Below are 17165 nucleotides of genomic sequence, written 5' to 3' on the forward strand. Positions count from 1 at the left end.
ACGGGATCAAATTAGGCAGTGGCAGGTGTCAAAAAAATAAAACCAATGAGGGTAACAATGATGAAACGCAATATTCTTGCAGTGGTAATCCCGGCTCTGCTGGTTGCTGGCGCGGCCAACGCGGCCGAGATGTACAACAAAGACGGCAACAAAGTTAGCCTGTACGGTAAAGTCGACGCCCGTCACGTATTCAGCTCTGACAAGTCTGAAGACGGCGATGCTACCTATGCCCGCTTTGGCTTCAAAGGTGAAACCCAGATCAACAGCGAACTGACCGGTTACGGCCAGTGGGAATACAACTTCCAGGCTAACAACTCCGAAGACAGCAACCCGGCTATCGGCCAGGAAGGCAACAAGACCCGTCTGGGCTTCGCCGGTCTGAAATATGGCGAGTTCGGCTCCCTGGATTACGGCCGTAACTACGGCGTAGTCTACGACGTCGAAGCTTGGACCGACGTACTGCCGGTCTTCGGTGGTGACTCCTACACCTACACCGACAACTTCATGAACGGCCGTACCAACGGCGTGGCCACCTACCGTAACAACGGCTTCTTCGGCCTGGTTGACGGCCTGAACGTCGCCCTGCAGTATCAGGGTAAAAACGGCAACAGCGACGAGAGCAACAACGGTCGTGACAAGCTGTCCAAGCAGAATGGCGACGGCTTCGGTATGTCTGCCTCCTACGATCTGGGCTGGGGCGTAAGCGCCGCGGCGGCCTTCTCCTCCTCTAACCGTACCCTGGATCAGAAACGTGGATATCTCAAGCCTAACACTAGCGGTGTAGCTACTGGTGATAAGGCTCAGGCCTGGACCACTGGTCTGAAGTATGACGCCAACAACGTCTACGTAGCCGCCATGTACGCCGAAACCCTGAACATGACCCCGTATGGTAACGGCGGTATCGCTAACAAGACCCAGAACTTCGAAGCTGTGGCTCAGTACCAGTTCGACTTCGGCCTGCGTCCGTCCATCGCCTACCTGCAGTCTAAGGGCAAGCAGCTGGGTACTGCCGCTAACGTAGACAAAGATCTGGTTAAATACCTGGATCTGGGTTCCTACTACTACTTCAACAAGAACATGTCCGCCTACGTTGACTACAAGATCAACCTGCTGGATGGCAACGACGCGTTCTACAAAGACAACGGTATCAGCACCGACAACATCGTTGGCGTTGGTATGATCTACCAGTTCTAATCTCGACGCAGCCTCAGGCTGTGTAAGAGCATCAAGAGCAGGGCTTCGGCCCTGCTTTTTTATGGTGACATCTCTGCGAATCTCCGCCGTTGCCAATTGTTTTTACAGCATTAATTCCGCCATCTGCCCCTTACTCGCCACTTTATCGTCTTTTTCAGCCAAACGGTTGGCAAGGATTGTCCATAGCGGTAATCTGTCGCTTCACTGGCTTAACTGGACACATGGAAGCTCTCGCATGTTTGAAAACATCCCTGCTGCACCCGCCGATCCAATCCTGGGGCTGGCCGACCTGTTTCGCGCCGATGCGCGCCCGCACAAAATCAACCTGGGCATCGGCGTCTACAAAGACGAAAGTGGCAATACCCCGGTACTGACCAGCGTGAAAAAGGCTGAGCAATACCTACTGGAGCATGAAACCAGCAAAAACTACCTGAGCATCGATGGCATCGCCGCCTTCGGTCAGCGGACGCTGGAGCTGTTGTTAGGTCAGGAGAACCCGATTCTCTTAGCTAACCGGGCGCACGCCGCCCAGACGCCTGGCGGTACCGGCGCGCTGCGTGTCGCCGCCGACTTTCTCGCCAAGAAAACGCCAGCCAAGCGTGTCTGGGTCAGCAATCCCAGCTGGCCGAACCATAAGAGTGTCTTCGCCGCCGCCGGACTCGAGGTGTGCGAGTATGCCTATTACGACGCCGCCAACCATTGTCTGGACTTCGCCGCACTGCAAGAGAGCCTGTCTCAGGCGCAGCCTGGCGATGTGGCTCTGTTCCATGGCTGCTGCCATAATCCCACCGGCATTGATCCGACCGCCGAGCAGTGGGAGATGCTGGCCGAGCAGTCACGCTGCAACGGTTGGTTGCCGCTGTTCGACTTCGCCTACCAAGGTTTCGCTAACGGCCTGGAAGAGGATGCCCTGGGGCTGCGTATCTTTGCGGCACGCCACGATGAGCTGATCGTCTGCAGCTCCTATTCGAAGAACTTCGGCCTGTACAACGAACGTGTCGGGGCCTGTACCCTGATCGCCGCCGACAGCGGCAGCGCCGCCAATGCCTTCAGCCAGATCAAGGCGGTGATCCGGGCCAACTACTCCAACCCTCCGGCACACGGTGGCGCCATCGTTGCCACCATCCTAGGCAACGACGCGCTACGCACCATGTGGGAACAAGAGCTGACCGACATGCGCCAACGCATCCAGCGCATGCGCCAACTGTTCGTGAATACCCTGCAAGAGAAGGGGGCCGAGCAGGACTTTAGCTTTATCACCCAGCAGAATGGCATGTTCTCCTTCAGCGGCTTGAGCAAAGAGCAAGTCGGTCGCCTACGCGAGGAGTTCGCGGTTTACGCCGTCAACTCTGGCCGCGTCAACGTCGCAGGCATGACGCCAGACAACATGGCACCGCTGTGCGAGGCTATCGTCGCCGTATTGAAGTAAGCGCGGCGATGCCACATACGGCGGGAGCCCACGGGCGGCCCGCCGTTTTTTATTCCGGTGGTTTAACGGCCTCGCCGGGCGTCATTACCCCAGGGCCGCCATACGTTGGAGCGTTTCCGCCGTCGTCCACAGATCGTTGGCGATGAAACGGTAGTTAATCAAGGCCGCCTGATAGCCGTCCCCCTCCGGGGCGCGCGGCCCGGCGGTCGCATCTTTCACCACCACCACCTCGAACCCCTGCTCCACCAACTCACGCAGATGCGATTCGATACACAAGTTAGCCGCCATCCCTGCCAGCAGGATCTGCGAGATCCCGCGCTTGCGTAACTGAAGCACCAGATCGTTACTCTCCGGACCGAAGATCTTGTGCGGCGAGGCGATGATGGTCTCACCATCCAGGATATAGGGCTTAAATTGCGGCATGAAATCGGCCCCCGAGTCGTTGAATCCCTCCAGCGTCAACGGCCCCTTACGGTCGAACATATGAGTATTATGCATAAAGTGCTCGCCCGGCCCGCCAAACAACCACTGATGATCGTAGGGATAGTAGTAGTGGGGGGAGACGGCCACCACGATCCCCTGGCGCTTAGCCTGGCGAAACAGCGCCTCCAGATGCGCGACGGTATTATTCTCCGTCACACTCTCCTGCAACACGGCCCAGCCGACGCCCTGAGGGCTCAGGAAATCGACCTGAGGATCGACGACCACCAGCGCCACCTGGGATTTCTGTAGGTTGACCCCCGGACGCGGCAAGCCATATGCCTTCGGCTCCGCATAGGGATCGGCCTGGCGCTTAGCACCGCTGGCGGCTTGCGCCATCGTCGATCCCACGGCCGCGAGTCCCACTCCGGCGACCGCCAACCTCACCCCTTTCCCCATCGCGGCACGCCGTGTGATAGGCTGTTCCGACTGCGCTGCTGTCTTCTGATTCATACGATTTCCTTGTTGTGATAAGCCATAATGAACTCACTTGCCCCGCCGTTGGGGCGTTACCTCATGCCGAAGCGCGCAGGTGCGCCTGGCGTGTTCGGGAGGATGCGACGATGCAGTGGGCCGAATGCACCATGGCCACAAAGGCCGCAGCCAGCATGATCACATCCTTCAGCACCAGTCGTCCGGCACCAGAGAGATAGGGGAAGCCGGTATGCGCGTCGGCGCCATGCACCCAGGTTTCCGGGGTAAAGATCAAGAACGTCAGGGTGACGAAGGGGGTCAGGAAGGCGAGCGTCGCCCCCCAGAAGCCGATGCGGGGCGAAATATAGTGCGCCAGGATCAATAGGCTAAACAGTACCTCGATCACCCCCAATCCGCTGGAGTAGCCGTAGGTATTGTTGGCCTGATGCCAGGCACGGTTCGCCTCGATCAGCTCACCTTCGTGATTCATAAACGAGGCATAGTGAGTAGGATCGTTATAGAAGAAGGACATGAACGGGCTATTGGCGACAAAGGGGACGATGCTGTCGGCCTCATAGGGGATAAACTTCAACAGACCGATCCAGAGAAAGACTAAGGCGATAGCCAGACGACAAAGCGTGGCGGCGAGCGCCTGTTGGTGCGCCAGGCGCGAATAGAGTGTCGACATGAGAAGTGCTCCTTAAGGGGATAAATAAACCTCATCCGTTATACCCAAGGCAGCGATGTAACAACATGTGACAACGTCTCAGCCTATTGCGGCCGCGTCTCAGAGAGAGTGTGCTGTGATCGTCCCCGCCCTTTTCCCTCCCCCAAGACGAATCACCGGCAAAAAAAAAAGCGGCCCGAAGGCCGCGTCAAAGAGCAAATTCAGTGATGGAGATGCTTAGCGCGCCATCTGGAACAGCGACATCCCTTGCATATCGGAGAAGACCTTATACGAGGCCTGTAGCGAGACTTGGCGTAACGCATACTCGGTAGCCGCCTGGGTCCAGTCCACATCCTGCACGTTACTGATGCGCGTCTTATAGGTGATCGCGTTTTCATCGCCGATCGCATCCAGTGAGTCCAACTCATTCAACTGGGTACCCAGCTCTGCCCGTACCTGCGAGACGTTATTCAGTGAGTTACGCAAGCCACGGTTGGCGGAATTCAAGTCATCATCCACCTTCTGCTTGGTGGCGTCATCCGCCCCCGCCAGCGGCGTCTTCAGCGCATCGATCGCCTTCTGCAGGGAGGCGAAAATATCGCTCTGCACCGAGCCATCCGGCTCCTTGATCGGATTGCTGGAGGCGCTCCGAAACACTTGGTTGCCCGTGTGGCTCACGGTCATGGTACGCGCCGCATCCACCTGCTGGGTCAATGCCTTATCACCGCCGGAATAAGTGACCTTACTGTCAGCTCCCTTGGTGAATGGCACTTTATCGCTCTTATAACCGGCAAAGATATAACGCCCGTTACCGTCGGTGCTGTTTGCCAGGTTAATCAGCTGATCGCGCATGCTCTCCAGCTGTGTGGCGATCGCCGCACGGTCGTCGTCGCTCTTGGTACCGGAGGACATCCCATCGACCAACACCGGCGTGGCGTTCTGCATGACGTTAGTCACCTGTTGCAGCACACTCTCTTCCATCGAGGTACTCTGGCGGGCATAACCTCGAGCCATACCATACTGCTCATTCATCGACTTGGCCTGATTCAGCCCAACCAGCTGAGAGGCGGCCAGCGGATCGTCCGACGGGACGATAACCCTTTTACCGCTATCCATCTGTGCACCGATGCGTTGCCACTCGGACTGCGCATCGAGAACGCCATTCATATTCTGTTGATAGATCATGCTAGTACTTAAACGCATGGCGCAGTGCTCCCTTATCGAATACTCAGCAACGCATTAAACATCGTCGTGGCCGTCTGAATCACCTGCGAGTTCGCCATGTAATACTGCTGAAAACGCACCAGATTGCCATACTCCTCGTCCAGGTTCACCCCAGAGACTGACTGCTGCGCCTTGGTCAACTGCTTCACCACGTTCTCCTGCGCCTTGTTGTCAACCTTGGAGCTATTGGTCTGGTTACCGACGGTACCCACCAGACCGGCATAGGCGCCGCTCAGCGTCGCCTTACCACCGACCAGCTTTTTATTTTGCAAATCCAACATCTTTTGCGCGTTGGTATTGTCACCGACCTCATGATCCTTACCCGTGCCAGAGGCCAGGCTAGCCGCAGCGATCTTAGCCGGATCGCTAATCTTGACATCGAAGCCGCTGACTACGGTGGAGGTAGTACGCAGCTTGAAGCTGTCGTTCTCTGCCGGCGTATCGTTAATCTTGACCTTCAGCCCATCGAACTTCAGCACCGTGTCGCTGCCATCCTTCTCTGGGGTCACCGTCTGCTGACTACCATCGGCCAGACGGGTGATGTTCCACTTACCATCCTTAAAGTCGACGCGGTAATCGGTGGCCTGCACCTTGTCGATGTCCTCGTAGCTGGCCGACAGTGAAGCCTTAGAGGTGTTATTGCCATTGGCCAGGCTTTCCGGTTGCGCGAAACCGAACAGATCACCGCCCTTCTCGCCGTTGAGATCCACCCCTTCGGCCTGCACCTGATTAAAGGCATGCGCCATGCTCAGCGCAATCTGCCCCAACTGGTTGCGGGTGTTATCTAGCGCCTCGCTGCGGAAACGGTAGACGCCCGCCAGGCTGCCGCCACGGATGCGCGCTTCCGGCACTTCGCTCAGACCATTACCCCGATCATAAGCCAGTGTGGTACGAGACGGATCACTGCTGGAAGGCACCGCCTTCACACCATAGGCATCACCCCCTTGCACCAGAGAGAGACCACCGGCAAAGGAGATGTTCATCGCCCCATCCTGCATGCTGATATCGACATCAATGATCTGATTCAGCTCGCTGGCCATCTGGTCGCGTTGATCCAAGAGATCGTTGGGGGCGGTGCCGCCGCTGGCACCCGTCAGTTCGGAGATGCGGTTATTCAGACTCGCGATCTGCTTGGCATAATCGTTGATCTGCTCGGCGCTATTACTCACCGTCAGGTTCGTGTTGCTTTCCAGATTACGCAGATAGGCATCGGTGGTCTTAAATTGAGCCGTCAGGCCATTCGCGTTGGAGATCACCGTCTGGCGCGCGGCAGAGTCGCTCGGATAACTGACCAGGTTCTGCAGATTTTTAAAGAAATTCTGCATGTTGGCAGACAAACTGTTAGTGCTATCCGCCAACAGATCATCAATCTGTGAGATCTGTTGATGATAGGTCGCCGTCGTCGCCAATGTACTCTGCCCCTGACGCAGCTGATTCACGATAAACTGGTTATATTCGCGGTTAATCCCGCTGACCACCACGCCGTTGCCGATAAAACCGGCCGGGGTGCTGGTGCCATTATTTTCGGCGAAGCTGACGCTCTGGCGATTATAACCGGCAGTGTATACGTGGTTGATGTTATTGCTGGTGACAGCCAGCGCCGTCTGCGCGGCGTTCAATCCGCTCATTGCGTTATTAATTAAGTTGGCCATGCGGTTTCCTATGCGCTAAAAAAGCCTGCCGCCAGGACCGGCGGGCTTTTACTATTATTTTTTGTATCGGCAGGGGGAGAAAAAACTTGAATCTTTTTTGTGGCACTCATCCCGGGTAACCGCCACATTCAGCGCCGGAGACGCGCGCCGCAGCACACGCTCCATGCGGTGAAAAATAAATCAAAACAAGTTGGCCAGATCGTGGGTATAGGCTTGAACGACCCGCTGGCCAGCCTGTTTGATCTGGCCGATCAGCTGAACCAGCTTATTGGCGTAATGCGGATCGGTCGCGTAACCGGCACGCTGCAAGGCATGAGCCGCCTGCTCTGGGGTATCGGCGTTCACCACCGCGGCATAACGTGGATTGTTCGTCAGCAGGCCGATATAGTCGTTGATCGCCTCAAAGTAAGAGCCATACACCCGGAAACGGGCACGGGTCTTCACCGCGACCCCATTCTCATACTCGGTGGTCGTCACCTCGGTCGTCGGCCCTTCCCAATTCTTGCCCGCCTTGATGCCGAACAGGTTATAGCTGCGTCCGCCGTGCGCCATCGGGATCTCACGCTGCCCCCACCCCGACTCCAATGCGGCCTGTGCCATGATCAGCTGATGCGGGATCCCGCTCTGCCGACTGGCCAACTGTGCCGGTAGGCTCAGTTGGGCCATAAACTCACCATTGCTGTTAGGCAATGGCAAGGCCGAGCCAGTCTGCGGAATACGGGGCATGGCGCGGCGCATCACCTGCTCCAATGCCCGTACCGGCATACTGTTGATCGTTTCCCCATCCAGCGCCATCGGCGCGACGCCCACGCTGTCCGGGATCGCCGACTGGGGATGATGGGCGCCACGCATCTGCTTATACAGCATATCGGCGATCCCCATCCCCTTCCCCGCCGCCATCTCCTGGGCGACCTGCTGGTCGTACAGCGAGGTATAGAGGCGACTCTGCTCGCTGTCGAGCAGCCCCTCCTGCGGCGTCGCCTGGCGCATGCTCTTCAGCATCATCTGGAGAAACATGCCCTCCATCTGACGCGCCGTCTCGCGCAGCGCCTTATCGGAACCACTGGCTGCACTGTATTTCAGCGAGTTAAGCGCCTGCGCATCGTAGGCGGCGCTGCTAAACGCCAGGCTATCGTCGGCCATTAGATGATCTCCAACTTGGCGCGCAAGCAGCCTGCGCTCTGCATCGCTTGCAGGATCGACATCAGATCGTTCGGCGTCGCACCCAAGGCGTTCAACGCACGCACCACACTATTCAGATTGGCGCCTGCCCGAACCTGATGCAGCGAGCCGCCACCCTGATTGACCGAGATCTGCGTGTTCGGCGTCACCACCGTCTGACCGCCAGCAAACGGCGTATTCGGTTGACTGACGTTCATCTGGCGATCGACCACCACCGACAGGCTTCCCTGAGCGACGGCGCACGAATCCAGTTCGACGTTGCGGTTCATCACCACCGAGCCGGTACGCGAGTTGATGATCACCTTGGCGTCGAAGGTGCCGACATTAACCTCGATATTCTGGATGTTCGCCAAGACGCGCACCTGATTGCTACCGCCCTGCGGCACCAGTACCTGCACGGTACGGGCATCCAGCGGCGTGGCGGCCCCCAAGCCGTTGGCGCGGTTAATCGCATCGCTGATACGCTGCGCCAGAGAGAAGTCCTCGTTGTTCAGCTCCAGGTTAATGACGTTACCGTTGCCGAAGGTGGTCGGTACCGCGCGTTCGATAGTGGCACCGCCGCTGATACGTCCCCCCGACAACTGATTCACCTGTACGCTGCTGCCGCCGGCCGAAGCCCCGGCCCCACCGACCAGCACGTTGCCCTGCGCTAAGGCATACACCTGGTTGTCGACCCCTTTCAGCGGGGTCATCAACAGTGTCCCGCCGCGCAGGCTCTTAGCATTACCCATCGAGGAGACCACCACATCGATGGCCTGCCCCGGCTTGGCGAAGGGGGGCAGATTGGCGGTGACCATCACCGCCGCCACGTTCTTCAACTGCATGTTGGTGCCAGCAGGCACGGTGATCCCCAGCTGCGACAACATGTTGTTGAGGCTCTGCGTGGTAAACGGCGTCTGCATGGTCTGGTCGCCGGTACCATCCAGCCCGACCACCAGGCCGTAGCCGATCAGGGCGTTATTACGCACGCCCTGGATAGAGGTGAGATCGCGAATACGCTCAGCCCACGCGCCCTGGCTCACCAGCCCGAGCGCCAGTAACAGGCCGCCGAGCCAAACGCTGGCGCGACGCCAGCGCGGGGATTGTCTAACGTTACCCATAGCCAAATACCTATTAATAGGGGGAGAGATTGAGGAAGAAACGCTGCATCCAGCCCATGTTCTGAGCCTCATTGATATAGCCGCTGCCGACATATTCGATGCGAGCATCGGCCACCTGCGTCGATGGCACCGAGTTATTGCCACTGATGGTGCGCGGATTGACGACGCCGGAGAAGCGGATATATTCGGTGCCTTGGTTGATGGCGATCTGCTTCTCACCGACCACCTTCAGGTTGCCGTTGGACAGGACATCGGCCACGGTGACGGTGATGGTTCCGCTAAAGGTGTTGTTGGCGTTGGCGCCCCCTTTACCGTTGAACTGGTTCTCGCCGTTGACCTCCATGTTGGCGCGCGCGTTGCCGAATAACCCTTCCAGATAGCGCGGCACGGTGGCGAAGTCGAACTTCGAGCCGCCATTACGGCTGGCATTCGCCGAGGAGCTCTTACTGGCGCTGACATTCTCCTGCAATACGATGGTCAGGATGTCACCGATATTACGCGGGCGGCGATCCTCAAACAGCGGCTGATAGCCGTAGTTCATCGGCTGTACGCCTTGGAAGATGGAGCCATTGGCACGAGGCGGCGTCGCCGGTGCCGGCGTGGCAGTCGTCGGCCCGGTCACCACCTGGTCGTGGGGAATATAGGCGCAGCCCGACAACGCCAGCGCACATAACAGCGCGATTCCCGAATGTCTTTGCATCGTTTTTCTGCCTTTTTCTGCCATTAACGTCGATTTACGCTACCTCTGGCGCTGGCGCACGCCGACCCCACACTCGGGGTCGGCCGCACATTACAGCTGCGTCAGACGCTGAAGCATCTGATCGGAGGTGCTGATCGCCTTACTGTTGATTTCATAGGCGCGTTGAGTCTGGATCATGTTGACCAGCTCTTCGGCCACGTTGACGTTAGAGGTCTCGACATAGCCCTGGTACAACAAACCCGCGCCATTCAGCCCTGGGGTGCTCTCTGTCGGGGCACCGGAGCTGTCGGTCTCTTGGTAGAGGTTCTCACCCACACTCTCCAGACCGGCATCGTTAATAAAGGTGCTCAGCGTCAGCTGACCGACCTGCTGCGCCGCCGCCTGTCCCTGTACGGTGACGCTGACGATGCCATCGCGACCGATGGTCATGCTGGTGGCGTTGGCCGGGATGGTGATCGCCGGAGAGACCTGAAAACCGCTGGCGGTCACCAGTTGGCCGTTCTGGTCAACCTGGAATGAACCATCGCGGGTATAGGCCTGGCTGCCGTCTGGCAGGGTGACTTGGAAGAAACCCTGCCCCTTGATCGCCACATCCTTACTATTGTTGGTCTGTGACAGGTTCCCCTGGCTGTGCAGGCGCTCGGTGGCGACCGGACGAACACCGGTCCCCAGCTGCAAGCCGGAAGGCAGGGTGGTTTGCTCGGAGGACTGGGCGCCCGGCTGACGCAGGGTCTGATACAGCAGGTCCTCAAACACCGCCCGCTGGCGCTTAAATCCGTTGGTGCTGACGTTGGCCAGGTTGTTGGCGATCACGTCCATGTTGGTTTGCTGGGCTTCCAGCCCGGTCTTGGCGATGTATAGTGATCGGATCATGATAACTCCCGCGCTGTTAGCTCAGTGATAACAGCTGATTGGCTTTCTGTTCGTTGTCATCCACGCTGCGGATGACCTTCATCTGCATCTCAAAACGGCGGGCGTTAGTGATCATGTTCACCATCGCCTCGACCGGTTGGACGTTACTGCCTTCCAACACGCCCGGCATCACCTTCAGCGTCGGATCCAGCGGCAACTGGGCGCCGCGCTGTTGCTCGGCCTCCGGCGTCAGATGAAACAGGCCATCATCGCCATGCACCACCTCCTGAGCGCTGGCCTTGACCAGCTTCAGACGGCCGATCTGGGTGGTGGCATTCGGCTTATCGCCCGCCCCTAGTGCGGTGATGGTGCCGTCGGCGGCGATGGTCAACTGCGCCCGATCGGGCACGGCGATCGGGCCGTTGTCGCCCATCACCAGGTGCCCCTGCGCAGTCAGCATCCCCTGCGGGTTAATCTGCAGGCTACCGTTACGGGTGTAAGCCTCGGAGCCGTCAGGCATCTGCACGGCGAGCCAGCCGTCTTGCTGCAATGCGACGTCTAATGGGCGCTCGGTATAGTCCAGCTTGCCCATACTCAGATCGTGCATCGGCGTCGAGGCGGTGACCAGGGTACGGGTCTCCAGCGACTCGCCATCGACCGGCACGGCGCGCAACGCCGCCAGCTGGGCACGGAAGCCTGGCGTGGTGGAGTTGGCCATGTTGTTGGCCGCGATGGCCTGCTGATTCAGCGTCTGGCTGGCAGCCCCCATCGCGGTATAAATCGCGTGATCCATTTAACTCGTCTCGTCATGCCGCCCGCGATACGGGCGGTCGTCAAGCGGAATTAACGCAGGTTAACCAGCGTCTGCAGGATCTGATCCTGCGTCTTGATGGTCTGGGCGTTAGATTGGTAGTTACGCTGGGCGACGATCATGTCGACCAGCTGCTTGCTCAGATCGACGTTCGAGGCCTCGACCGCGCCACTGGTCAGGTTGCCCAAGCCGCTGGTCCCGGAGGTACCGACGATCGGCTGGCCAGACTTGGCGCTCTCACTCCAGACGTTATTGCCTTCGGAGACCAACCCTTCCGGCGCGGCGAAGTTGGCCATCACGATCTGGCCCAGCAGCTGTTTCTGCTGGTTGGTGTAGCTACCGGTGATGGTGCCGTCGTCGTTGATCTGGTAGCCGGTCAATTCACCCGCCTTGTAGCCATCCTGCGTCTTGGAGGTCACGCCATCTTTACCGGTGTTCTGCTGGCGAGTACCGGTAAAGTCGAGGGTGAAGGTCTGCGCCGGGGCACCGTTGCTGGCGACCATGTTGATCGTTTGCTTGCCACCCTTGATCAGGTTACCGTTGGCGTCGAAGGTCAGCGAGCCGACATCCTGCGGCTTATCGGTAGCCGGTGCCGCGCTATCTACCGCATAGACATGCCATGCGGTCTCCGGTGCAGCCCCAGTGGTGGACTCCCCTTTGACGAAGTAGAGATTCATATTGTGGACGTTGCCCAGCGAATCGTAGGTGGTCATCGAGGTGGCGTAGGTGTACGTGTCGACCTTGTTGGGATCGAACGGTGATGTTTTACTGTCGATCGCCTTATTCGCCGAGTTCAGGTTAAGCACCATGCTGCCCTGAGTCGTGGACTTAGCCGGCATCAGCCCGGTCGGGATCTGGATCGGTACCGGATCGGCGCCCTGCTGAATGGTCGGCGGTGTGCCGGAGGCCGGATAACCGGTCAGGTACATCCCCTGGGCGTTGGTCAGGAATCCCTTGGCATCCTTGGAAAATTGACCGTTACGGGTGTAGTAGACGCTACCGTTGGGATCTTGCATACGGAAGAAGCCCTGGCCGCTGATGGCGACATCCAAACCACGGTTGGTGGTGGTGGTGGTACCATCTTTAAAGTCTTGGTTTACGCTGGCGACGGTCACCCCTAAGCCCACCTTGGAGCCGGCAAACATGTCGGCGAAGGTCACGGAGCCTGATTTGAAGCCCACGGTCTGCGAGTTGGCGATGTTGTTGCCGATGACATCCAGTTGGCTAGAGGCGGCGTTCATGCCGCTGATTGCCTGAGAGAATCCCATAGTAAAATCCTGTCTCTAAGTTCAGTAAAGGCCGGCTCGTCCGGCCGCGATTACAAGATCTGGCGGACATCCGCCAGTGTGGCCGTCCCCGCCAGCCCCAGCTCCAGCAATGCGCCTTTGCTGCTTTGGGTGACCCCATTAACCATGGCGAAATGCAACGGCTGCACCACCACCTGCTGCCCCTGATTACTGGCACTGACGCTGAAGTTATAGGCGCCGTCCGGCACCTCTACACCATCCTCGCCCTTGCCATCCCAGGTGTAGCTGAAGACACCGGCGTTGTGGCTCCCCATATCGATCTGCTTGACCACCTTGCCGGTGTTATCGGTAATGGTGACCACCACGCTCTGAGCGCCGCTCTCCAGCTCGAAACCGAAGGGGGTGGTACTAACCTTTCCTTCCCCCTCGCCTTTCCCCGTCAGAATCGTTTTCCCCGGGATCATCACGCCGTGACCAATCAAGCTAGAGGCTTGCAGCGACTGGTTGCTGTTGATCTGGCTGGAGATGCTGCCCAGGGTGGTGTTCAGTTTTTCGATGCCGCTCACCGTACTGATCTGCGCCAACTGGGTAGTCAGCTCGTTGTTCTGCAACGGGTTGGTCGGATCTTGGTTGCGCAGTTGCGCCACCAGTAACGTCAAGAAGTTATTCTGTAGATCCTGACTGTTATCCGCCACCAACCCATTCTTACTGCTGGCGTTGACGGATGAGCCGGTATTAACCGGATCGTTAAGCGATACGGAAATCGCCATAGCGCCTCCTGTTATTGGCCGAGGGTTAATGTCTTCATCATCAATGATTTAGTGGTGTTCAACACCTCGACGTTAGCCTGATAGCTCCGTGAGGCGGCGATGGAGTTCACCATCTCCCCGACCACGTCGACGTTAGGCATCCGCACATACCCCTTGGCATCGGCCAGCGGGTTACCCGGCTGGTAGACCAGACGATCCGGTGAGGGATCGTCAACCACCTGGCTGACCTGTACGCCACCGATCTCTTCACCCGCGCCCGGCTTCACCTGGAAGACCACCTGCTTAGCGCGATACGGCTCGCCATCGGGACCGGTTACGCTGTCGGCATTCGCCAGGTTACTGGCCGCCACGTTCATGCGTTTGGACTGCGCCGTCAGCGCAGAGCCGGAAATATCAAAAATGGATAAAAGCGACATGGATTACCCCTGTTGCAGCACGGACATCATGCTTTTAATCTGGCCGGTAAGGACGGTGAGATCGGTTTGGTAACGCAGGCTGTTATCGGCAAACTGCGTACGCTCGCGATCCATATCGACGGTATTGCCATCCAATGAGGGCTGATCCGGCACGCGATACAGCAGATCCAGCGTCGGCGGTTGCACTGTCTGCGCCGGGATATGGCGTGCCGAGGTGAGTGAAAGCGCCATGCTGCTGCCGTCAGGACGCCCCTGTTCCAGGATGCGTGACAGCTGTGAGGCAAAATCAATGTCCCGGGCCTGGTAGCCGGGGGTATCCGCGTTGGCGATGTTTGCAGCCAGGATCTCCTGACGCTGCGCGCGCAGATTCAGGGCCTCCTGCTGAAAACGAAACGCGGCATCCAGTTTATCGAGCATACCGTCTCCGCTATCGGTTAGCTGGGATGGCGGAAAGGCTCCCCCACCCTATGTCAATGACAATTTGGAGTGCATAGGATAGGGCCGCTCAGGTAAAGCCGATGGCGAGAATAAGGCGTAAATGGCCTGCTATTTAGCGCCTTTGCTTTTAGCCTGTCCGGGTAAACTAACGCCGCGGGTACAGAAAACACCCTGTGAGTGATGGGGATTTAACCGGGAGAAAAGAGCATGCTGCGACGACTATCGCGCCTGACGGCGCCGCTCGCCGCCACCTTAGGGTTGGTGGTGCCGCTCTGTGACGCGGCAACGACAAGCGCGCCCTTGCAACAAGCGATACAGGCCTACTTTCAGCAACAGTTCCCGGGCGAGACCTACCAGGTACAGGTCCGCATCCTGTCCGAGGCGGAACAGTGGCCCCATTGCCTACAGCCGCAGATTAGCCAACTCGCCTCACCACGCCGTTGGGGGCGTCTCAGCGTATTGGTGCAGTGCCCCGATGAGCGCCGTTATCTCCAAACCGAGGTGCAGGTCACTGGGCGCTATCCCGTTACCGTCAAGGCGTTAAATCGTGGGCAAAACCTCAGCGCGACACAATTTCGTCTGACGCAGGGTCGACTCGACACCCTCCCTCCCGGTACTATTCTCGATCTTACTCGTCTAGAGGGCGCCACCGTCTTACGCAACATCGGCGCCGGGCAACCGATCGCCGCCACCATGGTGCGCCGCACGTGGGTGATCCGCGCAGGGCAACAGGTCCAGATCTTGGCGCAGGGGGACGGCTTCAATGTCAGCAGCGAAGGCCGCGCGATGAACAATGCGGCGCTGGCCGACGTGGTACGCGCACGCACGGCCTCAGGCCAGGTGATCAGCGGCAAAGCCAGCGGTCCAGGGACGCTCTCGGTGACGTTATAATGCTGTTATCCGTGGATTAGGCACAGATGTGTGGTTATTCCGCAGGGATAAAGAGATAAATATCGACACATTTTGGCTAAAGTTATTGATTAATTTGCCGATGGTATAGCTAAAGAAGATAAAGACCGGATAGCCACCCGCCACACTCGGTGGCGTGGTCAACCAGAGAGACCATAACGATGAGCATAGATCGTACTTCCGCGCTGAGTGCCATCAGCCACCTTCAAGCCCGTGAACCCCAGGATGCGGCGCAACAGACCCGCAAGGTCGCCAGCAGCCAGGAAGGCGTTATCGGCACCCAGGTCAAGCTGAGTGACGCCCAGGCTCGCCTGATGCAACCGAATAGCCGCGATATCAACACCACGCGCGTCGAAGCGTTGAAGCAGGCGATCCGCAGCGGGGAACTGAAGATGGATACCGGTAAAATCGCCGACGCCTTGTTGCAGGATACGTTCGCCTATTTAAAGGATAAGTAAGCTTAATGGCAGACACAGTCGTTCACCTGCAACAGATGGTGGAAATCTTGCAGGCCCTCAACGTCACGATGACCCAGGAGCAGCAATTATTGTGCGCCGGTCAAGTCGATGCGGTACGCCTACAGGCCGTGACGTTGGAGAAAGAGAATCAGTTGGCCAATCTGCGCCATCTCGACCAGCGGCGGCGCGATGCCGCTCCCCAGCCACCCTATACCGATCCGCAGCAGGCCGAACTGTGGCAGACCATCCTGACACTGACTCGCCAGCTACATGAGATGAACCAACACAACGGCGAACTGCTCAATCGCCACCTGTCTTACAATCAACAGGCGATGGGTGCGCTACAGAGCCGTCACGGCCAAGCGCTTTATGGACCCGATGGTCAGACCCAGAGTGGCTTGCTCAACGCACGCAAATTACGTATTTAGGCCTTTGCGCCAACACCAGGACTCTCGCCGGAACGCGTGCGCACGGCGCACTCCGCTCTCCGAAGCGACACCCGCTGACTAACCCGGTTAATCGGCGGGTCATCCCACCACTCTGGGGATATCCTCTCCATCGTGCTCCCCGTTTGCTAGGCGATGCTCCGCATCTACATCTACGCCAGCACCAGCACCAGCACCAGCACCAGCTTGCCTCGTGACGTGGCCACGGGGAATCGGGCGATGTCAGTCTATCGAGCCGTCGATCATCACACGATTGAGGTCATACGAGAGAAAGGGTTTCCCCGCAGGGTGGGGAGAGGGCGTGTTAGCCTGCGGCGAGTCGAGTACCACATGCCCCGCTAAACGCGGGGCTCAGGATGGCTGTACTCAGTGATAATTGACGATGACCTGTTGGCTCACCACGTTAATCGGCGGGTAGATAGCGCCCTTCCCGGCGACCCACATCACCACCCGCAGCGTGCTGTCGGCGGGCTCACCGCGCAATCCCAGCGAGCGCCCCGATAATCCGTCCAACGCCATGCAACGCCGCGTCGTGCACAGTTGCAGCGTCAGCCCCGTCGGCGCGGGGCTCAACAGCGAGATCTGCCACACCACATCGTCGATGCGTGCCCCGGCGGGAACCTGCCCGGCTAAGGGCGCCAAGGGCGGTTGGTTAGCGACCACCCCCTGCTGGCTGAGCTGCAAACCGCTGCTATCCGCCGACCAACTGCCACCGGCGGCGGCCCAAGCCGTCGCCAGCCATCCCCAGATGAACAAGGCGATCAACGGGCGCATTG

Annotated in this window: 19 protein-coding genes; 5 read left to right on the forward strand and 14 right to left on the reverse strand. The window is 58.6% G+C overall.

Annotated elements, in window-relative coordinates:
* The first annotated feature begins 57 nt into the window (after positions 1-57).
* A complete protein-coding gene (ompC, locus tag DCL27_RS10630; RefSeq protein WP_097363995.1) occupies positions 58-1194 on the forward strand; it encodes a porin OmpC in 1137 nt (378 codons plus the stop codon).
* Positions 1195-1429: 235 nt separating this feature from the next.
* Positions 1430-2623, forward strand: a complete 1194-nt coding sequence (locus DCL27_RS10635) for an amino acid aminotransferase (protein WP_228594428.1) — start codon at positions 1430-1432, stop codon at positions 2621-2623.
* Between the two features lie 84 nt (positions 2624-2707).
* Here DCL27_RS10635 and DCL27_RS10640 read toward each other — a convergent pair whose 3' ends face one another.
* The 13 genes from DCL27_RS10640 to flgB form a co-directional block, all read right to left on the reverse strand.
* Entirely contained in the window at positions 2708-3556 is an 849-nt protein-coding gene (locus tag DCL27_RS10640) for a cysteine hydrolase family protein (protein WP_005284336.1), read from the reverse strand.
* 61 nt (positions 3557-3617) lie between these two features.
* On the reverse strand, positions 3618-4205 hold the full coding sequence (gene rclC, locus DCL27_RS10645; protein ID WP_005284333.1) for a reactive chlorine resistance membrane protein RclC: 588 nt from the start codon (positions 4203-4205) through the stop codon (positions 3618-3620).
* Between the two features lie 216 nt (positions 4206-4421).
* A complete protein-coding gene (flgL, locus tag DCL27_RS10650) occupies positions 4422-5387 on the reverse strand; it encodes a flagellar hook-associated protein FlgL (protein ID WP_035600416.1) in 966 nt (321 codons plus the stop codon).
* 14 nt (positions 5388-5401) lie between these two features.
* Positions 5402-7060 carry a flagellar hook-associated protein FlgK gene (gene flgK, locus DCL27_RS10655; RefSeq protein ID WP_035600414.1) on the reverse strand — a complete coding sequence of 553 codons (1659 nt, stop codon included), beginning with the start codon at positions 7058-7060 and terminating at the stop codon, positions 5402-5404.
* Between the two features lie 180 nt (positions 7061-7240).
* Positions 7241-8203 carry a flagellar assembly peptidoglycan hydrolase FlgJ gene (flgJ, locus tag DCL27_RS10660; RefSeq protein WP_035600413.1) on the reverse strand — a complete coding sequence of 321 codons (963 nt, stop codon included), beginning with the start codon at positions 8201-8203 and terminating at the stop codon, positions 7241-7243.
* A complete protein-coding gene (locus tag DCL27_RS10665; RefSeq protein WP_005292845.1) occupies positions 8203-9342 on the reverse strand; it encodes a flagellar basal body P-ring protein FlgI in 1140 nt (379 codons plus the stop codon). The genes flgJ and DCL27_RS10665 overlap by 1 nt, the downstream gene beginning before the upstream one ends.
* 13 nt (positions 9343-9355) lie before the next feature.
* Entirely contained in the window at positions 9356-10042 is a 687-nt protein-coding gene (flgH, locus tag DCL27_RS10670) for a flagellar basal body L-ring protein FlgH (RefSeq protein ID WP_005292842.1), read from the reverse strand.
* 90 nt (positions 10043-10132) lie between these two features.
* Positions 10133-10915, reverse strand: coding sequence for a flagellar basal-body rod protein FlgG (gene flgG / locus DCL27_RS10675; protein WP_005284308.1), 783 nt, complete (start codon positions 10913-10915; stop codon positions 10133-10135).
* 16 nt (positions 10916-10931) lie between these two features.
* Positions 10932-11687, reverse strand: a complete 756-nt coding sequence (locus DCL27_RS10680) for a flagellar basal body rod protein FlgF (RefSeq protein ID WP_005284306.1) — start codon at positions 11685-11687, stop codon at positions 10932-10934.
* A 50-nt stretch (positions 11688-11737) separates the two neighbouring features.
* Positions 11738-12973: a flagellar hook protein FlgE gene (gene flgE, locus DCL27_RS10685; RefSeq protein WP_005284304.1), complete on the reverse strand. Its 1236-nt coding sequence runs from the start codon at positions 12971-12973 to the stop codon at positions 11738-11740.
* 50 nt (positions 12974-13023) lie between these two features.
* Positions 13024-13722, reverse strand: a complete 699-nt coding sequence (gene flgD, locus DCL27_RS10690) for a flagellar hook assembly protein FlgD (RefSeq protein ID WP_035598485.1) — start codon at positions 13720-13722, stop codon at positions 13024-13026.
* Between the two features lie 11 nt (positions 13723-13733).
* Positions 13734-14138, reverse strand: a complete 405-nt coding sequence (flgC, locus tag DCL27_RS10695) for a flagellar basal body rod protein FlgC (RefSeq protein WP_005284298.1) — start codon at positions 14136-14138, stop codon at positions 13734-13736.
* A 3-nt stretch (positions 14139-14141) separates the two neighbouring features.
* Positions 14142-14555, reverse strand: coding sequence for a flagellar basal body rod protein FlgB (flgB, locus tag DCL27_RS10700; RefSeq protein ID WP_005284295.1), 414 nt, complete (start codon positions 14553-14555; stop codon positions 14142-14144).
* A 228-nt stretch (positions 14556-14783) separates the two neighbouring features.
* On the opposite strand from flgB, the gene flgA reads away from it, so the two are divergent.
* From flgA to DCL27_RS10715, 3 genes are all read left to right on the forward strand, one after another.
* Positions 14784-15467: a flagellar basal body P-ring formation chaperone FlgA gene (flgA, locus tag DCL27_RS10705; protein WP_035598482.1), complete on the forward strand. Its 684-nt coding sequence runs from the start codon at positions 14784-14786 to the stop codon at positions 15465-15467.
* Between the two features lie 179 nt (positions 15468-15646).
* Complete coding sequence (gene flgM, locus DCL27_RS10710; RefSeq protein WP_005284284.1) at positions 15647-15943, forward strand: flagellar biosynthesis anti-sigma factor FlgM; 297 nt, start codon at positions 15647-15649, stop codon at positions 15941-15943.
* A gap of 5 nt (positions 15944-15948) precedes the next feature.
* The gene (locus DCL27_RS10715) at positions 15949-16371 is read left to right on the forward strand and encodes a flagella synthesis protein FlgN (protein ID WP_005284281.1); all 423 of its coding nucleotides are present in this window, start codon (positions 15949-15951) and stop codon (positions 16369-16371) included.
* Positions 16372-16755: 384 nt separating this feature from the next.
* Here the strand turns inward: DCL27_RS10715 and DCL27_RS10720 are convergent, their stop codons facing one another.
* Positions 16756-17163: a flagellar protein FlhE gene (locus tag DCL27_RS10720; RefSeq protein ID WP_035598479.1), complete on the reverse strand. Its 408-nt coding sequence runs from the start codon at positions 17161-17163 to the stop codon at positions 16756-16758.
* Positions 17164-17165: the final 2 nt, after the last annotated feature.

The organism is Edwardsiella tarda ATCC 15947 = NBRC 105688, from assembly GCF_003113495.2.
GTDB lineage: Bacteria > Pseudomonadota > Gammaproteobacteria > Enterobacterales > Enterobacteriaceae > Edwardsiella > Edwardsiella tarda.